This window comes from Paenibacillus sp. CFBP 13594, assembly GCF_014842675.1.
In the GTDB taxonomy this organism is placed as follows: Bacteria; Bacillota; Bacilli; order Paenibacillales; family Paenibacillaceae; genus Paenibacillus; species Paenibacillus amylolyticus_B.
Map to the genome: position 1 here is coordinate 342,028 of NZ_JACYVQ010000006.1, position 19,011 is coordinate 361,038.

General features: G+C 47.3%; 11 protein-coding genes and 1 tRNA gene. 10 read left to right on the forward strand and 2 right to left on the reverse strand.

The genetic code is table 11. The annotated features are described in order from the left end of the window. Position 1 precedes the first annotated feature (1 nt). The 9 genes from IFU39_RS20855 to IFU39_RS20895 all read left to right on the forward strand — a co-directional run bounded on the left by IFU39_RS20855 (position 2) and on the right by IFU39_RS20895 (position 15,360). Positions 2 to 1,117: a DUF58 domain-containing protein gene (locus IFU39_RS20855; protein WP_192134666.1), complete on the forward strand. Its 1,116-nt coding sequence runs from the start codon at positions 2 to 4 to the stop codon at positions 1,115 to 1,117. Continuing rightward, the gene (locus IFU39_RS20860) at positions 1,114 to 2,427 is read left to right on the forward strand and encodes a hypothetical protein (protein ID WP_192134668.1); all 1,314 of its coding nucleotides are present in this window, start codon (positions 1,114 to 1,116) and stop codon (positions 2,425 to 2,427) included. Before IFU39_RS20855 ends, IFU39_RS20860 begins: the two co-directional genes overlap by 4 nt. An 83-nt stretch (positions 2,428 to 2,510) precedes the next feature. Further along, positions 2,511 to 3,467: an aldolase catalytic domain-containing protein gene (locus tag IFU39_RS20865; RefSeq protein ID WP_192134670.1), complete on the forward strand. Its 957-nt coding sequence runs from the start codon at positions 2,511 to 2,513 to the stop codon at positions 3,465 to 3,467. A gap of 290 nt (positions 3,468 to 3,757) precedes the next feature. Beyond that, positions 3,758 to 5,884, forward strand: coding sequence for a bifunctional diguanylate cyclase/phosphodiesterase (locus IFU39_RS20870; protein WP_192134672.1), 2,127 nt, complete (start codon positions 3,758 to 3,760; stop codon positions 5,882 to 5,884). 160 nt (positions 5,885 to 6,044) lie between these two features. After that, positions 6,045 to 6,115, forward strand: a tRNA-Gly gene (locus tag IFU39_RS20875). Between the two features lie 520 nt (positions 6,116 to 6,635). Beyond that, positions 6,636 to 8,528 carry a ribosomal protection-like ABC-F family protein gene (gene abc-f / locus IFU39_RS20880; RefSeq protein ID WP_192134674.1) on the forward strand — a complete coding sequence of 631 codons (1,893 nt, stop codon included), beginning with the start codon at positions 6,636 to 6,638 and terminating at the stop codon, positions 8,526 to 8,528. Between the two features lie 414 nt (positions 8,529 to 8,942). After that, the gene (gene pheS, locus IFU39_RS20885; RefSeq protein WP_017689641.1) at positions 8,943 to 9,977 is read left to right on the forward strand and encodes a phenylalanine--tRNA ligase subunit alpha; all 1,035 of its coding nucleotides are present in this window, start codon (positions 8,943 to 8,945) and stop codon (positions 9,975 to 9,977) included. 82 nt (positions 9,978 to 10,059) lie between these two features. Beyond that, entirely contained in the window at positions 10,060 to 12,513 is a 2,454-nt protein-coding gene (pheT, locus tag IFU39_RS20890) for a phenylalanine--tRNA ligase subunit beta (protein WP_192134676.1), read from the forward strand. A gap of 138 nt (positions 12,514 to 12,651) precedes the next feature. Continuing rightward, positions 12,652 to 15,360, forward strand: coding sequence for a hypothetical protein (locus IFU39_RS20895; RefSeq protein ID WP_192134678.1), 2,709 nt, complete (start codon positions 12,652 to 12,654; stop codon positions 15,358 to 15,360). Between the two features lie 104 nt (positions 15,361 to 15,464). Here IFU39_RS20895 and IFU39_RS20900 read toward each other — a convergent pair whose 3' ends face one another. Together IFU39_RS20900 and IFU39_RS20905 are read right to left on the reverse strand one after the other, a co-directional pair. Continuing rightward, on the reverse strand, positions 15,465 to 15,857 hold the full coding sequence (locus IFU39_RS20900) for a cytochrome C oxidase subunit II (RefSeq protein ID WP_091014748.1): 393 nt from the start codon (positions 15,855 to 15,857) through the stop codon (positions 15,465 to 15,467). Between the two features lie 220 nt (positions 15,858 to 16,077). Beyond that, entirely contained in the window at positions 16,078 to 16,437 is a 360-nt protein-coding gene (locus tag IFU39_RS20905) for a phage holin family protein (protein ID WP_017689637.1), read from the reverse strand. A 187-nt stretch (positions 16,438 to 16,624) separates the two neighbouring features. Here IFU39_RS20905 and IFU39_RS20910 point away from each other — a divergent pair, with 187 nt between their 5' ends. After that, the gene (locus IFU39_RS20910; RefSeq protein ID WP_091014746.1) at positions 16,625 to 18,991 is read left to right on the forward strand and encodes an endonuclease MutS2; all 2,367 of its coding nucleotides are present in this window, start codon (positions 16,625 to 16,627) and stop codon (positions 18,989 to 18,991) included. The last annotated feature ends 20 nt before the right edge of the window (positions 18,992 to 19,011 follow it).

Sequence of the window (19,011 nt, forward strand, 5' to 3'; positions counted from 1 at the left end):
TATGGCATTATTATGGCTTGTCCTTGTAGGAGGCATTGTCGTTGTTATACATGGTATGTGGTTCGGACGACCTGCACTGCGAAACCTCAAGTACAGCAGACAATTCAGCAAGCTGCGTTGTTACGCTGGAGATGAACTTGAGATGGTGGAGACGATCTCGAATGAGAAACGAGTCTCCGTACCGTGGCTCAGACTTGAATCGATGATGCCCGTGTCGTTTGTATTTCGTTCCGGCTCAGGTATGGATATTAGCCAAGGCGAAATCTATCAAAATCATAAGAGTATTTTTACGTTAAAACCATTTACTCGTATTACGCGCAAACACCCTTTTACATGTACTCAGCGTGGAATTTATCCATTAAATTCAGCAACGATGACAGGGGGGGATCTCTTTGGTGTGTGGCGTTCCACCAAACCGATTCCTTTGCAAATGTCTATGGTCGTGTATCCTTCATTAGTGAATGTAGAGGAACTTCCTGCAATTTATCAGGTATGGCAGGGAGAAGTGGAAGTATCTCGATGGATCGTTGAAGATCCTTTCTTGATTCTGGGTGTTCGGCCTTATGGTGCAGGCGACCCTATGAATCGTATTCACTGGAAAGCGAGTGCACGTACAGGTGAATTACAAGTTTACAAACAGGGATGGACAGCTGATCCGCAATCCTGGATTGTAGTCAACATTCAGGAATCAGCAGATATGTGGAGTGTTGTCACGCGACCGGAAAAGATTGAACGGGCACTTCGTTATGCTGCTACGGCTGCAGTGGATGCCATCGGTAGAGGATTGCCGGCAGGCTTTGCCCATAATGGTTATCATGTGGGTGGAGGCCGCGATACCCTTCGGATTGAGCCGGATTATGGTACGCCCCATCTGGAGCAGTTACTGGAAGCTATGGCTGAGACAGAATTGAAATGCATGGTGCCCATGGAGCAATTCCTGAGTGATGAAGTACGTCTGAATGAAGAAGCACAGCAAATCCGCAGCTATCTGCTGATTACATCCTATGTGTCTGCCGCTATGGAGTACGAGATTGCGCGTCTGCACGAACAAGGACATCGTGTGACGATTCTGCCAGTAGAGGACGTTAAGGGGAATACGAAGGCGGTGAGTGCATGAGGAACAGACATGTAGCGACAACCAAGGGACTTATAGCGATGCTTGCCGTCTTGATGGCTGCTATATACCTATTTCCGATATTTACGCTCGCTTCATTCTATGCAATGGAACATTTGCCGTATATATTATTCATCCTGGTTGTACTCCTGGGTGGGATGGGACAATTCATTCAGCATAAAATTTCGGATTTTAGCGAGAAAAGTTCATTCATTCGTGGAGTAACGGCACTCGTCGTAGGATTTATCTTCGCATTCGTTGTTGGGATGAGTCTCATTTTACCGTTGCCGGATATCATCACCTTGGTACTGTGTGGAGTCATCTCGGCTTATGCAGGTCTGACCTTCCAGCCAGTCTTTCATTCTGTGTTGTTATGGCGCTTGCAGATTATGGGTGTAATCAGTGCGATCGTGCTTATGATTGCTTCGAACTCGTTGGAATTCATGCAGCCGATTCGAACTTACAGTATATGGATCTATATTGCGGGAGTGATCAGCTTTGCCTTTTGGCTGGTTGGACGATATATGTTGCAACTAGATCAGGCAATGCTCAATGACGGCAAGAGAAGATTGGTATTACGAGATTTTGCACGTGCGAATCATCAGCGGTTCATGTGGATGATTATTGTCATCGTCGCGATCGGTGCTTTCCCAAGTCTAGCTGCCTGGCTGGGGCCGCTACGTGACCGCTTGCTTGCATGGATCAGGGGATGGTTTGGTCCGATATCCGGCGAGGAGCCACAATTGCCAATGGATAACCCCAATCAGCCGCTAAATATACCGAATGACTGGAGAGAGCCGCCATCCGAGCCCTCAGTCTTCTGGAACATCCTCGGATGGGTAGTGATGTGTGCTGTAGCAGGAGCAATCCTGTGGCTGCTTCTGAGGTTGGGGCAAAAAACGATAAACAGACTTATGGACCGATTCAAGGGAATGTTACAGCCTGGTGAAAAAAAGGCAGAACCACGGACGGAATATATCGATGTGAGTGAGACGCTTGATGCACCAGCAAAAGTTCGAAAGAATTGGTTTCGGAAGAAAGAAATGATACCTGCACAGGATGCTGAACGTGTTCGGTATTACTATCGGACTTGGATAGAAAGAGCTACTCATCGAGGAGTGGGGATACAGGGGACGCACACTCCGCTCGAGGCTGCACAGACCATTATTCAGAATGGTGTGAAGTTAGAAGAAGATGAACTGTCTGCGAGACTGCCAGATACGTATAACAGCGTACGGTATGGAGGGAAGGTTCCGGATCAAACAGATATGGTTGAGATTGATCGAATCTGGAAATCTTATCGAAGTAAATAAGTCCGGAATCCCTTTACTTTTCTTGTCACGTTCAAGTATCATGAGAGGAATACACAAGTTGGTCAGAAAAGGAGCAGACATTAATGAAGACAAATCATTGTAAAATTGTAGATTGTACGATCCGTGATGGCGGACTGGTGAATAATTGGGACTTTAGCGTGGACTTTGTTCAGCAGCTGTATGCTGGGTTGAACGAAGCTGGCGTTGATTATATGGAAATTGGTTACAAAAACTCTCCGAAGTTACTGAAAGGTGCCGAGGAAGCAGGACCATGGCGTTTCCTGAACGATGATTTCCTGCGTAAAGTTATTCCTCAAAAAGGCAATACCAAACTGTCTGCACTGGTTGACGTTGGACGTGTGGACGAGAATGATATCTTGCCTCGCAGCGAGAGCATGCTGGATCTGATCCGGGTTGCCTGCTACAGCAAAGATGTAGACAAGGCACTTGCACTGGTCCAAACATTCCATGATCGTGGATATGAAACAACACTGAATATTATGGCACTCTCCAATGTTATGGAGAATGAGTTGCTGGAAGCATTTGAATTGATCAAAGAAAGCTCCGTAGATGTAGTTTACATTGTCGATTCATACGGTAGCCTGGATCATAATGATGTGAAATACTTGGTAGAGAAGTTCAAGACTCACTTGCCTAACAAGCGTCTTGGCGTTCACACCCATAACAATATGCAGCTTGCGTTCTCCAACACATTGGTTGCGGCGGAACTGGGAGTTGAGCTGCTTGATGCTTCTGTATATGGTATGGGACGTGCGGCAGGTAACTGCCCAACCGAATTGCTCGTAGCTCATCTGAAAGGTACGAAATACAATCTGCGCCCAGTACTCGGTGTATTGGAACAGCTGATGGTACCTCTTAGAGAAAAAGAAGAATGGGGCTACATTCTGCCTTACATGATCACAGGTGCATTGGACGAGCATCCACGTTCTGCGATGGCGCTTCGTTCATCGGAAGACAAAGACAATGTGGTTGATTTCTATGATAAATTGACAACACCTGAAGTGAATTTTGATAAGTAATATAGTCTAAAATACAGTTGCAAATTAGGAAAACATGGACTCTAACTGGAGATCCATGTTTTTTTAGTTCTTAATGCCTTGTTTATCTCTTGATTTATGAATAAATATTCCTAGGAGTAACTAATTTTTAGTTCACGGATACAAAATTAAATGTTATTATGTACCAGATAGCATGTGTATGCATGTGAATTGAACGTTGGTTAATACGTTTTTTTGTCGAATTGTGTAGTAAGTTGTTAAGTTTGGTTAATGTAATTCAGGATAGGTGATCCCGGGAAGGACAACACGGCATGAAGGTTAATCTGCAAGATCAGAGAAAAATAAGTTGGGTCGCTGTGTGCGGCTTGTTGTGTTTCGTCGCAAGTCAATGGTTTCGTTCTTCTTCAAGCTCTGATCTGATCATATCGGGTTACCCGGTTTTGACACTCTTGGGTGGATTCGCTGCGGCAGCCGCTTGTATCGGTATCTATAATCAAAGCTGGTTGTTTCGGACACAGAAGCTAACGCTTCGGAGGGCATTATTAACAACACTCTTTTTATTGATTGGGCTGTTTGAACTGGTACATATCGTTTCATTTGCAGAAGAGATTCCAAATGGAGCCATGATGGAATCGGAGTTCTCCTTAATGATGTCAACCATGGGATCTTTGGTATGTTCCGTAGGTTTACTGCTCGTGTATACCTTAAATGAGAAAGAAATTGCATTACCGCGCAAATTTTTACTGTTCAGCGGGACATTGGGCACCTTTGTTATTTTGTACATACTGGCTATTCAGGAATGGAGCATGTTGCCAAGTATGCTTGATGGAGATGTGCTTGGAGGGACCTTCACCCGAGTTCATGTTATGGTCGGATTGCTCTATGGCGTTATTGCCGTTCTTCTGTTTGTACAATGGAAAAAAACCAAAGATGGTGATCTACCAACCATTCTGTGTGGCATTCTGTGTTTCTTTTTTGGTGAATGTTATTTTGTTTCAGCAACTGGGGTGAACGATCTCAATTTGCTGTTAGGATTGCTGAGTAATTGTATGGCCTATTTTTTCATTCAAAAAGGGCTGTATACATCCGTAGTGGACACGCCTTTCCTGCAACAGCAGGTCGCGGAAGCCAAGATGAACTATATTGCTCATCATGATGATGTAACGGGACTTCCAAACCGTCGTCGCCTTTCACAGCGGTTGAAAAAGATGATGGATGATGCCGTGGTGGAGGAACAGCTTGTTGGTGTACTGGTCCTGAATATTAATCGGTTCAAAACCATTAATGATTCGCTCGGACAGCAAGCAGCTAACCGGGTTTTGCGTCAGGTAGGCCAACGACTGAAACATTTGTCACTTCCAGGAGAAGAAGTCTTTGGATTGGGAAGAGATGAGTTTGCATTAACGATGACAGATTTCAGTTCAACCGATACAGCATTGCGTCGGACAAGATCCATATTGCAACTTTTTGAGAAGCCGGTCTTGGTTGATGGCAATGAGTATCATCTTACACTTGGAATCGGGATGGCCATTTTCCCACATGATGGCGAGTCACCACTGGAGATTATTCAGAATGCCGATACGGCTTTGCACAGTGCTAAGGAACAAGGAATGGAACTGAATCGTTTTGCCCATGCGATGCAGATGAAGGCACAGGAGCGTTTGCAGCTTGAGAATGATCTGCGCAAGGCGTTGGATCGAGGTCAGTTCTACCTGGTTTACCAGCCGCAGGTTAATCTGCAAAGTGGGCTAATCGTTGGCATGGAAGCCTTGGTGCGTTGGCAGCATCCGCAGCGAGGCCCGGTATCTCCGGCGGAATTTATTCCTCTGGCAGAAGAAAGTGGGCTGATTGTACCACTGGGCGAATGGGTGCTTCGTGAAGCGTGTGCACAGAATAAACAGTGGCAGGAAGCCGGTTATCGTAAACTGTGTGTTTCGGTGAATCTGTCGATGAGACAATTCAGGCATTCCCATTTGTTGGACAATATCAATGGCATTCTCAAAGAGACGGGACTAGAGCCTGTATGGCTTGAACTGGAGATTACAGAGAGCATGACATTTGACAAAGACCGATCATTCGAACAGTTGCGCAAAATCAAAGAAATTGGTGTGCATATCAGTATTGATGATTTTGGAACGGGATACAGCTCGTTGCACTATCTGAAGGATCTGCCGATTGATCGGCTCAAGATTGACCGTTCATTCGTGAATGAAGTCATGGAGGACAGCAATAACGCCGCGATCGTATCTACCATCACTTCAATGGCACATCATTTACAACTGAAAGTCACAGCTGAGGGCGTGGAAAACGAAGATCAGATGGTCTTTCTTCGCAATCAACACTGTCACGAGGCTCAGGGTTATTTCTTCAGCAAACCGATTAAAGCCGCTGAATTTGAAAAGCAGTTTTTGAGAGATGTGGATAAGCCTACAGGCTAGGGAACAGCGGGGGTGCGAGGGTGCTCCTGCTTTTTTTGATGGATGCGTAATGAAAAAAATGGGAAATATGACTTGCATGCTATAGAGGATCATGGTATATTATTATTTGTAAAATCACTGTTAAATTCCTAAGGAACTTAGCATTTAAATCTTCAATCATGCGGGTGTAGTTCAATGGTAGAACTTTAGCCTTCCAAGCTAATAGCGTGGGTTCGATTCCCATCACCCGCTTAACGAAGCAGTACCGGAGTCCTTGCGATGCAGGGGCTTTTTTCTATTGGGCTAAAGGAAATCTCGTGGTAATAGCGAGCAGAAGGTTGTTTTGTCATCGGAGTGGCGAGTAAGTAAGTATTCTTTAGTTTAATTTATATAACCTTTGCTTTTTTACAATGATCTGGTACAATAACGGAGAAATTGATACTACACATGAATGAGAGGTAACCATACGTCCCATGAAGTAAAACACATGAATTGAACCCCAGTTAACTGCAGACGGTTTTATGAAGCAGTCAGCCAGAGCGGCTGAGCAATGAGGGGATTCGTGTGTCCAAATTCAGCTATGGGAAAAGGTATGGAACAAGTAAGCCATTGAGGTTTACGTGTACCCTGTGTTTGGGGTTTCTTTGTTCATGCCGTAGCTTACCTTAGATCTGTCTTTGAATGCTTGATCCAACCCTGAATTGCCAAACCGCCGGCTGATGCCAGCGTTTTTTTTTATTCAGCAAAAAGGATGCAGGAAGGATGAGGCCTCATGATGACATTGGTTCGCTTACATGAAGTATCAAAAGAGTGGAACGGTAATGAATTGTTTACAGGATTGAATTTGGAGATTAATGAGGGCGAACGACTCGCCATTCTGGGTCGCAACGGATGCGGCAAGACAACGTTGTTACGCATCATTTTGGGTGAGGAGCATGGTGGTGGACGGATTGAACGTCATATCCCTCAGCAGGAATGGGGGTTCATGCGCCAGCGCTCGGAGATTGAGGCCGGGATGAATGTACTGGATGCGGTCCGGCGTGAGAGCGGTCAGATCTATGAAGTAAAACGGAACTTGGAAGAACTGGAACAACGTTTGAGCATCAGCACTGAAGCGGACGAAGAGCTGCTTGTAGCTTATACACAAGTGATGGAGCAATATGAACAGTTGAACGGTTATATGTGGGAGACTGAGGTAGAGAAAGTACTGACTCGCCTTGGATTATCTGCAGAGCATTGGAATAGACCCTATCATTCCTTGAGCGGTGGACAAAAAACAAAGGCTCGTTTGGCGGGACTGCTTGTCAGTGAACCCAGATTCCTGATTCTAGATGAACCGACGAATCATCTGGATGAGGGAAGCATGCGCTGGCTTGAAGAGTGGTTATCCTCATATGAAGGTACGCTGTTATTTGTATCACACGATCGTACGTTTATTGATCAGGTAGCAACAGGAGTCATTGAGTTCAGTCCAGATGCACTGACCAAATACAAGGGCGGATATTCCGACTACAAGCTCCACAAAGAGCGAGAATTACGCGAACAGGAAACGATCTACCGCAGGCAGGAATTGGAACGTAAGGCGCTGGAAGAAACGATTCGAAATTATCAGGAATGGTTCCATAAAGCGCATAATTCAGCGACTGATGTGGAGGTGAAAATCACCCAGAGCTTCTACAAGGCCAAAGCCAACAAAAATATTTCACGATACCATGCGAAACAAAAACAGCTGGAACGTTTGGAGCGGGAACGGGTGGATAAACCTCGTGAAGCTGCAAAGTTGAACATGGAATTACAGATGAATCCACTGGCTGCACGCCAGCTTCTTGCGCTGGAAGAAGTGAGTTTTTCATACACGGGTAACGAGCCAGTGCTTCGCAACCTTCGAATCACTGTTGAACGTGGAGACCGTCTTGCCGTAAGAGGCCCCAATGGAACAGGAAAAACTACACTGTTGAAGCTGATGATTGGTGAGCTGGAACCTTCGCAAGGCAAGGTCACACGGCATCCACAGCTGAGAATCGGTTACTTTTCACAGGAACTGGAGGGACTTCCCGAGCATCTGACCCTGCTGGACAGCTTGCTTACCCTTCCATCCATGACACAAAGTGCGGCACGGACCATTCTGGGATGTTTTCTGTTTTCCAGAGATGATGTGTTCAAGCGCATTGGGGATTTGAGCATGGGAGAAAAGTGCAGAGTGGCATTTTTGAGATTGTATTTTGGCGGAGCAAATCTGCTAGTGCTGGACGAACCGACGAACTATCTGGACATTGATACCCAGGAAGTCATGGAGAATGTATTAAAACAGGCTTCAGGTGCTTTGGTGCTTGTATCCCATGACCGGATGCTGACAAAGACACTCGCGAATCGATTGTGCGATCTGGAGGCTGGAGGCACAACAACTTTGTTTGAAGGAGGCGTGTCGGATTGGGAGCAGTCAAGCAAACTTCGGAAGCATGCGCTGGAGACCCGGGAATTCGATGACGAGAGGTTGCGATTGGAGATGCGCCTGTCGGAGTTGCTGTCTCCTGTGAGCAATGCTGGAAAAGACATTCTGACACAGCGCGAGCAATCGAATGAGCGAGCAATCGAGGCAGCTGAGATTCGCGAAATCCAGCAGCGCCTAAAACAATTGAAAGATAAGGGTGCAAGCATAAATTAGAACATGGACGGCTTGCTATTTCGATCTATTTTGCATATAATTATGAACGATCATCGATGATTATATCGATATGGGTTTAACTAACAAGTAAACGTGATGATGGAGATAAGTAAGCAGTGCCTCTGGACAGGGAGGAAGCGCCGTAGATTGAGAGCGTTTCTGTAGAACAAGGCTGCCGAAATTCACTCCGAAGCGGTTCCCTGAACCTGTTTGTGTGCAGACACAGAGGCAACAGTAGGGGCAAACGGTTAACGGTCGTTATTCCGTACAAAGTGAGACAGAACCGGTTGCAGGCCAGAAGGGCCACGCAGCAATGGATGTCTAACAAGGGTGGTACCACGGTCTTTTCGTCCCTTCAGGGGAGAGAAGGCCTTTTTTTGTTGCAAAAACACCACAAAAAGGGGGCAATTACACATGAAAGAACGATTAGAGGCATTGAAGATCGAAGCGCTGGAGCAGTTGTCTGGTGTGAATGATCCGCAGACGCTCGGTGATCTGCGTGTAAAGTATTTGGGGAAAAAGGGTGCATTAACTGAAATTTTGCGCGGTATGGGTGCACTTAGTGCGGAGGAACGTCCAGTTATTGGTCAAGTAGCCAATGATGTTCGGGCTGCCATTGAGGAAGTCATCGACAGCAAGCAGGATCAGTTCCAGAAGGAAGAGACGGCGAAGCGTCTGCAATCCGAGAAAATTGATGTGACTCTGCCAGGACGTCGTGGACGTCAAGGCGGACTGCATCCACTGACCAAAGTGGTACAGGAGATCGAAGATATTTTCATCGGTATGGGATACCGCGTTGCGGAAGGTCCTGAAGTCGAAATGGATTATTACAATTTTGAAGCATTGAATCTACCGAAGAATCACCCGGCGCGCGATATGCAGGATTCCTTCTATGTTACCGAAGACTTGTTGATGCGTACCCATACATCGCCGGTTCAAGTACGTACCATGCAGAGCATGAAGGGCGAAGTGCCTGTCAAAGTCATCTGCCCAGGTAAAGTATACCGCCGTGATGACGACGATGCGACGCACTCTTTCCAATTCAACCAGGTTGAAGGGTTGGTCATTAGCGAAAACATTCGTATGAGCGATCTGAAAGGGACCCTGCTGCAATTCGTGCGCGAAATGTTCGGTTCCCACACGGAAATTCGTCTGCGTCCAAGTTTCTTCCCGTTCACAGAGCCAAGTGCGGAAGTGGATGTAACCTGTGTACAATGTGGCGGCAGCGGCTGTCGCGTATGTAAGCAAACAGGCTGGCTTGAGATTTTGGGGGGCGGTATGGTTCACCCGAAAGTACTGGAAATGGGTGGTTATGATCCGGAGAAATACAGTGGTTTCGCATTTGGTATGGGCGTAGAGCGTATCGCGATGCTGAAGTACGGTGTTGATGATATCCGTCACTTCTACAATAGCGATCTGACCTTCCTGAAGCAATTCGGACGGCTATAACTTTAAGACAAGAAAGATTAACCATATAGAGCAAGCGAATGAACTGGGAACACCAATTTATAGATGAAGGAAGTGAACGTCCATGAGAGTATCGACAGATTGGCTGTCTGATTATATTTCCCTTGAAGGTGTGACGCCACAGGAATTGGCGGAGAAAATCACCCGTGCGGGTGTCGAAATTGATGTAGTGGAGAACCGCAACAAGGGCGTGAATAAAGTTGTTGTAGGTTATGTGAAGAGCAAGGAGAAACACCCGGATGCAGACAAACTGAATGTATGTGTCATCGATGCCGGCCAGGAAGAAGATCTGCAGATCGTGTGTGGTGCGAAAAATGTGGATGCAGGCCAAAAAGTAGTCGTAGCACTGGTTGGAGCGAAGCTCCCTGGTGGAATGGATATCAAAAAAGCCAAACTGCGCGGTGTTGTCTCCCTTGGCATGATCTGTTCCGCCAAAGAGCTGGGCATGAACGACAAATTGCTTCCCAAAGATCAGCAGGAAGGTATTCTCGTTCTGCCGGAACAAACGGAGGTTGGCACGCCAATCAGCCAGGTTCTTGGTCTCGACGATCATGTGCTTGAACTGGACCTGACACCGAACCGTTCCGACTGTCTCAGCATGCGTGGTGTTGCCTATGAGGTGGGTGCCATTCTGGGTCGTGAAGTGAAGCTGCCAAGTCCCAAAGACCAACTGGTTGAAATTGGTGATGTAGCCGCGAATCATATCTCTGTAGAGATTAAGGCACAGGAGCAATGCAGTCACTATGCAGCTCGTTATGTAACTGGCATTAAGCTGGTTGCTTCCCCGCTGTGGATGCAAAACCGTCTCATGGCGGCAGGTGTTCGCCCAATCAATAACATCGTTGATATCACGAACTATGTCATGCTGGAATACGGTCAACCGCTACATGCATTCGATGCGGATAAGCTGGAAAAGGGCCATATTGAAGTGCGGATGGCCAACGAAGGCGAAACGATTGTTACGCTGGATGGACAGGAGCGCAAGCTGGAGCCGCACATGTTGCTCATCACGGATGGAGTGAAACCTGTAGCCATCGCTGGGGTTATGGGTGGCGAGAATTCCGAGGTATCGGAAGGCACGGTGAATCTGCTCTTGGAGTCCGCCAAGTTCGACGGCGGGACCGTTCGGAAAACGTCGCGCCAACTGGGGCTGCGTTCCGAAGCAAGCATGCGTTTTGAGAAGGAAGTAGACCCGGGTGCGGTGATTACGGCTTTGGATCGTGCGGCTGAACTGATTCAGCGTTATGCTGAAGGTGAAGTGCACCAAGGAATCGTGGAAGCTGGAGCAGAAGCTGCGGAGAAACGTGTCATTCAATTGTCGCTGGACCGACTGAATCGTTATCTGGGAACTGATCTGTCTTTGCTTGAGGTAAAAACGATCTTCGCTCGCTTGCACTTTGCATGTGGTGATGCTGATCAAGGATTGCTGGATGTGGAAGTGCCAACACGCAGAGGGGATATTACGCTCGATGTAGACTTGTTTGAAGAGATTGCACGCCTGTACGGATACGACAACATTCCAACCACATGGATTGAAGGACCCACGACTCCAGGGGCATATACACGCTCTCAAGCGATGCGTCGCACGATTCGTGGATTACTCTCAGGCAGTGGCTGGCAGGAAATGATCAGTTACTCCTTTGTGCACCCGGATAAAGCGACCCTGTTCCCGGCGTTGACACAAGGAAGTAAAGCCGTGAAACTCGCGATGCCTATGAGCGAGGACCGCAGTGTGCTTCGTACGAGTATTTTGCCACAAATGCTGGATGCAGCGGTGTATAACATGAACCGTAAACAGGATTCACTGGCTGTATTTGAAGTGGGCAATGTGTTCTTCACCGAAGAAGATCAGTTGACCAAACAACCGCATGAAATCCCAGTACTGGGGCTGCTGCTCACCGGGAATCGTGCAAGCCAGCAGTGGAATGTTGGAGCGGAGAAAGTAGACTTCTTCGATCTGAAAGGTGCTCTTGAGCATCTGTTCGCCTATGTGGGGCTTGAACAACGCATTCGCTTGGTAGCAAACAGCCCTGAAGGATTCCATCCGGGACGTTCCGCATCGGTTTACCTGGAAGGTAAGGATGGCGGGGAAGGCACATTGATCGGTACATTGGGTCAATTGCATCCGGAACTGCAACAGCAGTATGATCTGAATGATGTGTACATCGCAGAGATTGCACTTGAATCGATCTACAGCGAAGCAGACGCTGACATTCGTTATCGTGAGCTTCCGCGTTTCCCAGCCATGGAACGTGATATCGCGGTTGTTGTGAATGAGGATGTTGAAGCTGGAGATATGCTGCGCGCCATTCGTGAATCGGCGGGTGAATTGTTACAAAACGTACAGGTATTCGATGTGTTTACTGGCAGTAAACTGGGTGAAAACAAGAAGAGCGTGGCGATGGCACTGGTATACCGGAATCGTGAACGTACACTCACCGATGAGGAAGTCACTGAAGTTCATGCCCGTGTAGTGGCTCGTCTGGAAGAGCAATTCGGAGCGGAATTGCGTAAATAGGACAAAAGAAGATTTTTTGAACAAAGATTAGCAGGAATTGTTTGAAGTCACATCGAATCCTTAGCATTAGAGGATCGATGTGACTTTTTTGTGATTACAGCTTAGAATCAACATACAGACTTGAAGGAGGGCACAACTGTGACTACACCTGATCGTACACGCGTCACCGTAGAGATCTACGGGACTTCCTATAAACTGGTTGGCAGCAGTGCCGACTATATGAAACAAGTAGCTAACCTGGTAGATGAGCGTATGGGCGCAATCTCCAAGCAAAATTCCCGTCTGGATACTCCGCGTATTGCGGTACTGGCGGCTGTACATATGGCTGAACAGTCTCTTCAGACTCAGGAAATCCGTAATGAACTGAAGATGCTTACTGGAGAACGTACAGAACTGAGAAACGAATTGAATCGGTTAAACGCCATACAAAATGAACATCAACAAGAATTGGAACGGCGTGACCAGGCTCTTGCTGATTTGCAACAGCTGAAGATTGAAGCAGAGCAGGCGTTGCAAAAGTCCGAATCGGACAAAAATTCAGAGATAGCCAAGTTGAATAAGCTGCTGGAGCAAGAGCGCGCCCAAGCAACGGAGCGAGTGCAGAAATTGCAGGCCCAAGCGACGGCACAACTGAAGGAAGCAGAAGCCAAGGGAACGAAACAGCTGAAGGAAATGGAAGAGAAAGCGGCTAATCAGCTTAAAAATGCACAGGCACAGGCAGCTTCCCAGCTCAAAGAAGCTCAGAACCGTTCTGCAGCCGAATTGCAGCAGGCGCAGGCCAAAGCTGCGGCGCAATATAAAGAGTTGCAGGACAGGACTGCAGCTCAATTAAAAGAAGCCGAAAGCCGCGCCGTTGCAGAACGTCAACAGATTGAAGCCAAGGCTGCGCAGCAGATTCAGACAGCCAAGGAAGAAGCCGAGTCGGCCATTTTGTCCGAGTTGGAGCAGGCAGAGAGAAATCTGAAGAAAGCTCAGGAAGAAGCAGCGCTGCAATATAACGAACTTCAGCAACAAATGGAACTTCGTCTTCAACAGGCTGAAGAAAAAGCGTTGCAACAGACACAAGAGCTCACGAATCAGGCGAATCAGGAACGGGCTGACTTGCAGGAACAAGCGGAGCAGAAGCGCCTGACTGAGATAAATCAGTTGACTGCGGAGTTCAAGACGTTATCCGAGCAGTTGGAACTCGAATGGATGGAGAAAGAAGCAGCCCTCGAGGAACAATTGCAGCAAGCCAAGGAAGCAGCAGCGTCCCAGGCGAAAGAAGCCGCAGCGGCGGCAGAGGCCTTATTGCAAGAAGAACAGGGCAAGCTCAAACAGCAACTTGAGGAACAACGTAAACAGGCGGAGACTCGACTATTAGATGTCGAAGAGCAATTAGAAGAAGTGATGACCCAGCTCATCAGTGCACAGGACATGGTTGCAGAGCAAGAACAGCAGCTTCAGCACGAGCGTGGTCAATTGGAATCGTTACGTCATGAGCATGGGGTCCGTAAACAGGAGCAGGAAGTTCAGACTCGCCGAATTACGGAACTGGAGCAACAACTGGAGCAGTTGAAAGAAGACCGTTCCCAGTTGCAGGAACTTCTGCGTGAAACGGAACAGGCTGCCCAGCAATCCCGTGATTCACAGGAACAATGGAAGCAGAAGTATAATGAAACTGTGGATAGAGAAACCTCTCTCACAGCACAGCTACGCAAACTTCAGGAGCAACATGCACAGCTTGAACAGGAAGCTCAAAAGCTTCGTGAGGCTGAAGTGAAGTCGGAAGAGGAACAGCGCAGACTGCAAAAAGTGCTTGAACAGGCTCATGCTGCGGTGCGTACATTGCAGAATGAGATCGGGACGCTTACGGAACGTGAGCAGTCCTTGAAGGACCTTGCAGAGCAGCGGTTAGCTGAGATCGGAGACCTGGAGAATCAGATTCTTGAAGTTGCTGAACAAAATGAAACGTTGGAGTCTGGTGTGCAATCCCTTCATGATGAATTGTCCGTGGTGAAGGAAGAGTCTCGTTTCAACCATGAAGAGGCTGTGCAATACCAGAAGGATGCAGAGCTTTTGGAAGAGAAACGCAATCAGCTTGAAGTTGAGCTAAATGTTGTTCGGGAAGAGCTGAACCGACTTCAGGATAACTATAAACAAATCCGTAATGATTACAGTGATGCATTACAACGGGAAGAGAATTACAGTTCCAAGCTGGATGAATTGAGCAAAGAGAAACAAGAGATTGTGAGCGCACTTGAAGAAGCAAGACAGTCTTCAGTTAAACTTTCCGAGCGCTACTCGGAGCAAGAGAGCCGGCTAGCCCAGACTGAGGAAGAAGCGTTGGAGTGGCAGATCAAACACGAAGAACTGTCAGCCAAACAGGCCGAGTTGGTATCCCGTCTGGAGCAGTTGACAAGACGTGAAGAAGAACTTCGCTCAAGTGTTGAACAAGCAGAGCGGAACGACCAGGTGTGGCAACGCCGTGCAGATGAATGGGCGGCTCAGGAACAATCCTGGCAGGAACGCTGGGCTGCACTTGAGAATGAACTGACGGTTTGGAAGAAAGAAAGTGCGGCAAGTAGTGAGTTGCTGGAGGGATTGGAGCAAGAACGACAGCAGCTTGACAAGTTACGTGCAGAAGCGACCCAAGAGAAAGAGATCATGGAAACTGAACTGCTTGAGATGGGTGAACGTTACGAACTAGCGGCCAATCAATTACGTTTGTTACAGGTTGAACGTGAAATGGAGCAGGAGAAAGCAGAGCAGCTGAACACGGAATATCGTCAGTTGCATGATGAATATACGAAATTGCAGACGGAATATAACGAATGGATTGAATTGATTGAACAGGACCAGACCTAGCGGAATGAATGTAGCAGAACTGGCTCGTGGGCAACGTACTCTGGTACAATTTGTTATACTAAAGAAGGAGCTCCCGTCGCTGCGGGGGCTCCTTGTCTTGAAACCTATTCTTCAACGATAATTTTGGAGATCATGCTGCTGTGTCCTGAACCACAGAAGACAGAACAGGACATTTCAAACTCACCAACTTTGTCCGGGGTTATGACTTTGGAGCTATTTCTGGTATCCAGTTGAAGATTCAGCTCAGGCACAAGGATACCGTGATTTCCGTTTTCATTTTTATAAACAATGTTAACGGGAACGCCTTTTTTAAGATGGTACTCAGGTTGATCGAATTCATAGTTACTTGCCTTGATCACCAATTCTTCACTGGCTGTGACTCCAGCATCAGCATCGGTTCCATTGCTGCCAGATTCTGCGGACTGTTTCGCCCCTCCACATGCAGTTAGGACCAGAATTAACATACAGGCAGCAAGCCATGTTATGCCTTTCTTCATCATGTGCCTCCTTAAAGCGTGATATGGATAAAATTTGAATGATTGCTCCAGTCATCATACCGCAATATGTGGATGCCTGTACACGCTGCGTATGTCGTTTTTTTGAAAATTGTACGTGTACAGCAGAGCGTCCGTACTGCCCGAATAAAATAAACCCCTTCCGGCCCAGGGCCTTCAGAGGTTTAGGAGAATTCATGGGGACGTTAAGGTGAAGTGGAGATTAACTTTTGGAGCTTCGTCCGGCATCAAAAGGGGTGGATACCGGGATGAAGAGATCGATAATCCCGATAACCAGCGCAGCGAGAATGGCACCGAGCAGGCTGACTTCAACATGATCTACAACATATTGACCAAGCCAAATCACCAGTGCGCTAACGATAAATCCGACAATACCGCGACCAAACGGGTTGACTCTTTTGCCGAAGATACCTTCAACGATCCAGCCGAGCAGGGCAATGACAAGAGCAAGCAACAGGGCGCTCCAGAAGCCACCAACGGCGAATCCGGGAACGATCCAGCTAACCACCATTAATACAATTGCAGCGATGATAAATCGCACGACATGTCCCAGGAAATTCATGGTGTTTACCTCCTTTTATTCGGATTGAACTGAGCAGGGCAACTCCAAGGGGATGGAGAGGTTGCACAATCCTGACACCTGTAGTTTGTGGTGTTATGGTTGAAGTTATGTGTGGAAGGATTCGTTAAATAGCGTAAGAAAGTTTCTTTCGTTATAATACAGATATAGTTTGGAAGGAGTTGTACACTTGGACACGAAAATTTTACACACATTGGAATATCGCAAAATTTTAAATACATTGCTTAGCTTTGCCCAGACAACTATGGGAAAAAAGAAAGCGGAGCAACTTGAACCAAGCAGTGAACTTGAAGAAGTGAAGCGGTTGCTGCAGCAAACCGATGAAGCCTTCACATTTGATCGCCTGAAAGGCTCACCGTCGTTTGGGGGAATTGTAGATATTACGGCTTCCATTAAACGTGCTGAAATTGGAGGCACACTTAACCCTCACGAACTTTTGGGAATATCCAATACAACCTATGCGGCGCGGCGATTGAAACGTCAGATTGGTACTTTGCATGAAGATGAGCCCATCGAATCATTGTTCTATATTAGTGATCAACTGTCAGAGCAAAAAACGCTTGAGGATGCCATCAAAATCTGTATTGACGATAATGCAGAGGTTGCCGACAGTGCAAGCGTAACGTTGGCGCAGATTCGTCGTGAGCTGCGAGGCGGAGAAGCTCGTATTCGCGAAAAGTTGGATTCCATGATTCGATCCTCTACCGTATCCAAGATGCTTCAAGATCAGCTCATCACCATCAGAGGAGACCGTTTTGTTATCCCGGTGAAAGCTGAATATCGTTCGTACTTTGGCGGGATTGTGCACGATCAATCCGGTTCGGGTGCGACATTGTTCATTGAGCCGGAATCCATTGTTGCAATGAACAACAAATTACGCGAAACCCGGATTCGGGAAGAACGCGAAATAGAAATTATTTTGCAGAAATTGACGGCACTTGTCAGTGAGCAGGGAGAGTGGCTGTTGTATGATGTCGACTTGCTGGGATCACTTGATTTTATCTTTGCCAAAGCACGTCTCGCTCGTGAACTGAAAGCAACATTGCCTCGCATGAATGACCGCGGGTTCCTGAAGCTCAAGAAAGGCCGTCATCCACTGATTCCGATTGAAAACGTGGTTCCAATTGACATAGAGTTGGGCAATGATTACACATCCATTATCGTGACAGGTCCGAATACGGGTGGTAAAACGGTAACGCTCAAAACAATTGGATTGCTGAGCCTGATGGCCATGTCCGGTTTATTTGTTCCGGCTGAGGATGGCAGTCAGTTATGTGTATTTGATGCGATCTATGCAGACATTGGGGACGAGCAGAGTATCGAGCAGAATCTGAGTACTTTCTCCAGTCATATGACCAACATCATTCGTATTCTGAAAAACATGACACCAAAAAGTTTGGTATTGCTCGATGAACTTGGCGCAGGGACAGATCCGGCTGAAGGTTCCGCACTGGCGATTTCTATGCTGGAGCATATGCACCGGACGGGATGTCGCATGGTTGCAACCACTCACTACAGTGAACTGAAAGCATACGCATATGAGCGTAAAGGTGTCATTAATGCCAGCATGGAATTTGACATCAACACACTGAGTCCAACCTATCGCCTTCTGGTGGGTGTACCTGGACGAAGTAATGCATTTGCCATTGCAGAGCGACTGGGATTGCCGGGTTACATTCTCGACTACGCCCGTGGCGAAGTGAAGGAAGAGGATCAACGAATTGAGCACATGATTGCTTCTCTTGAAGAGAACCGTCTTACGGCTGAACAAGAGCGTGAGAAGGCAGAGAGCTTGCGCCAGGATATGGAGAAATTACGCAGTCGTCATCAGACCGAACTGGAGAAGCTGGAACAGCAGCGTGATCGCCGGATTGAAAAAGCAGAAGAAGATGCACGCAGCATTGTGGACAAGGCTCGCGCGGAAGCGGAGAAGATTATAGCCGATCTTCGCCTGTTGGCTATGGAAGAAGGTGCTTCTGTGAAGGAGCACAAACTCATTGCTGCCCGCAAACAGCTGGACGAGGCTGAACCGGAGAAACGCAGGAAAACGGTCAAAAAGACGGCAACAGCGCCGAAGACTCGTGCCATCGGTCCTGGTGATGAAGTGCTTGTCTACAGTTTGAATCAAAAAGGCCATGTTGTAGAGATGGCGGGCAGCAAAGACGCTATGGTACAACTGGGGATTATGAAAATGAAAGTATCCCTGGATGACTTGGAACTGCAGCAATCGGCTCCCGCAGCCAAACCAAAGCAAAAACCGGTAACGGGTATGAAGCGCACACGTGATGACAATGTGAAAAGTGAATTGGATCTGCGTGGTACCAACCTGGAAGAAGCCCTGATGGAGACAGACCGGTTCATTGATGAAGCTTTCCTTGCCAACCTGGGCCAAGTTTATATTATTCACGGTAAAGGTACAGGAATTTTACGTTCCGGTATTCAGGATTACCTGCGTAAGCATAAACATATTAAAAGCTACCGGCTGGGAAATTACGGAGAAGGCGGGAACGGTGTGACCGTCGCAGAATTGGAGTAGCCGGTCCATGAATCAATGAT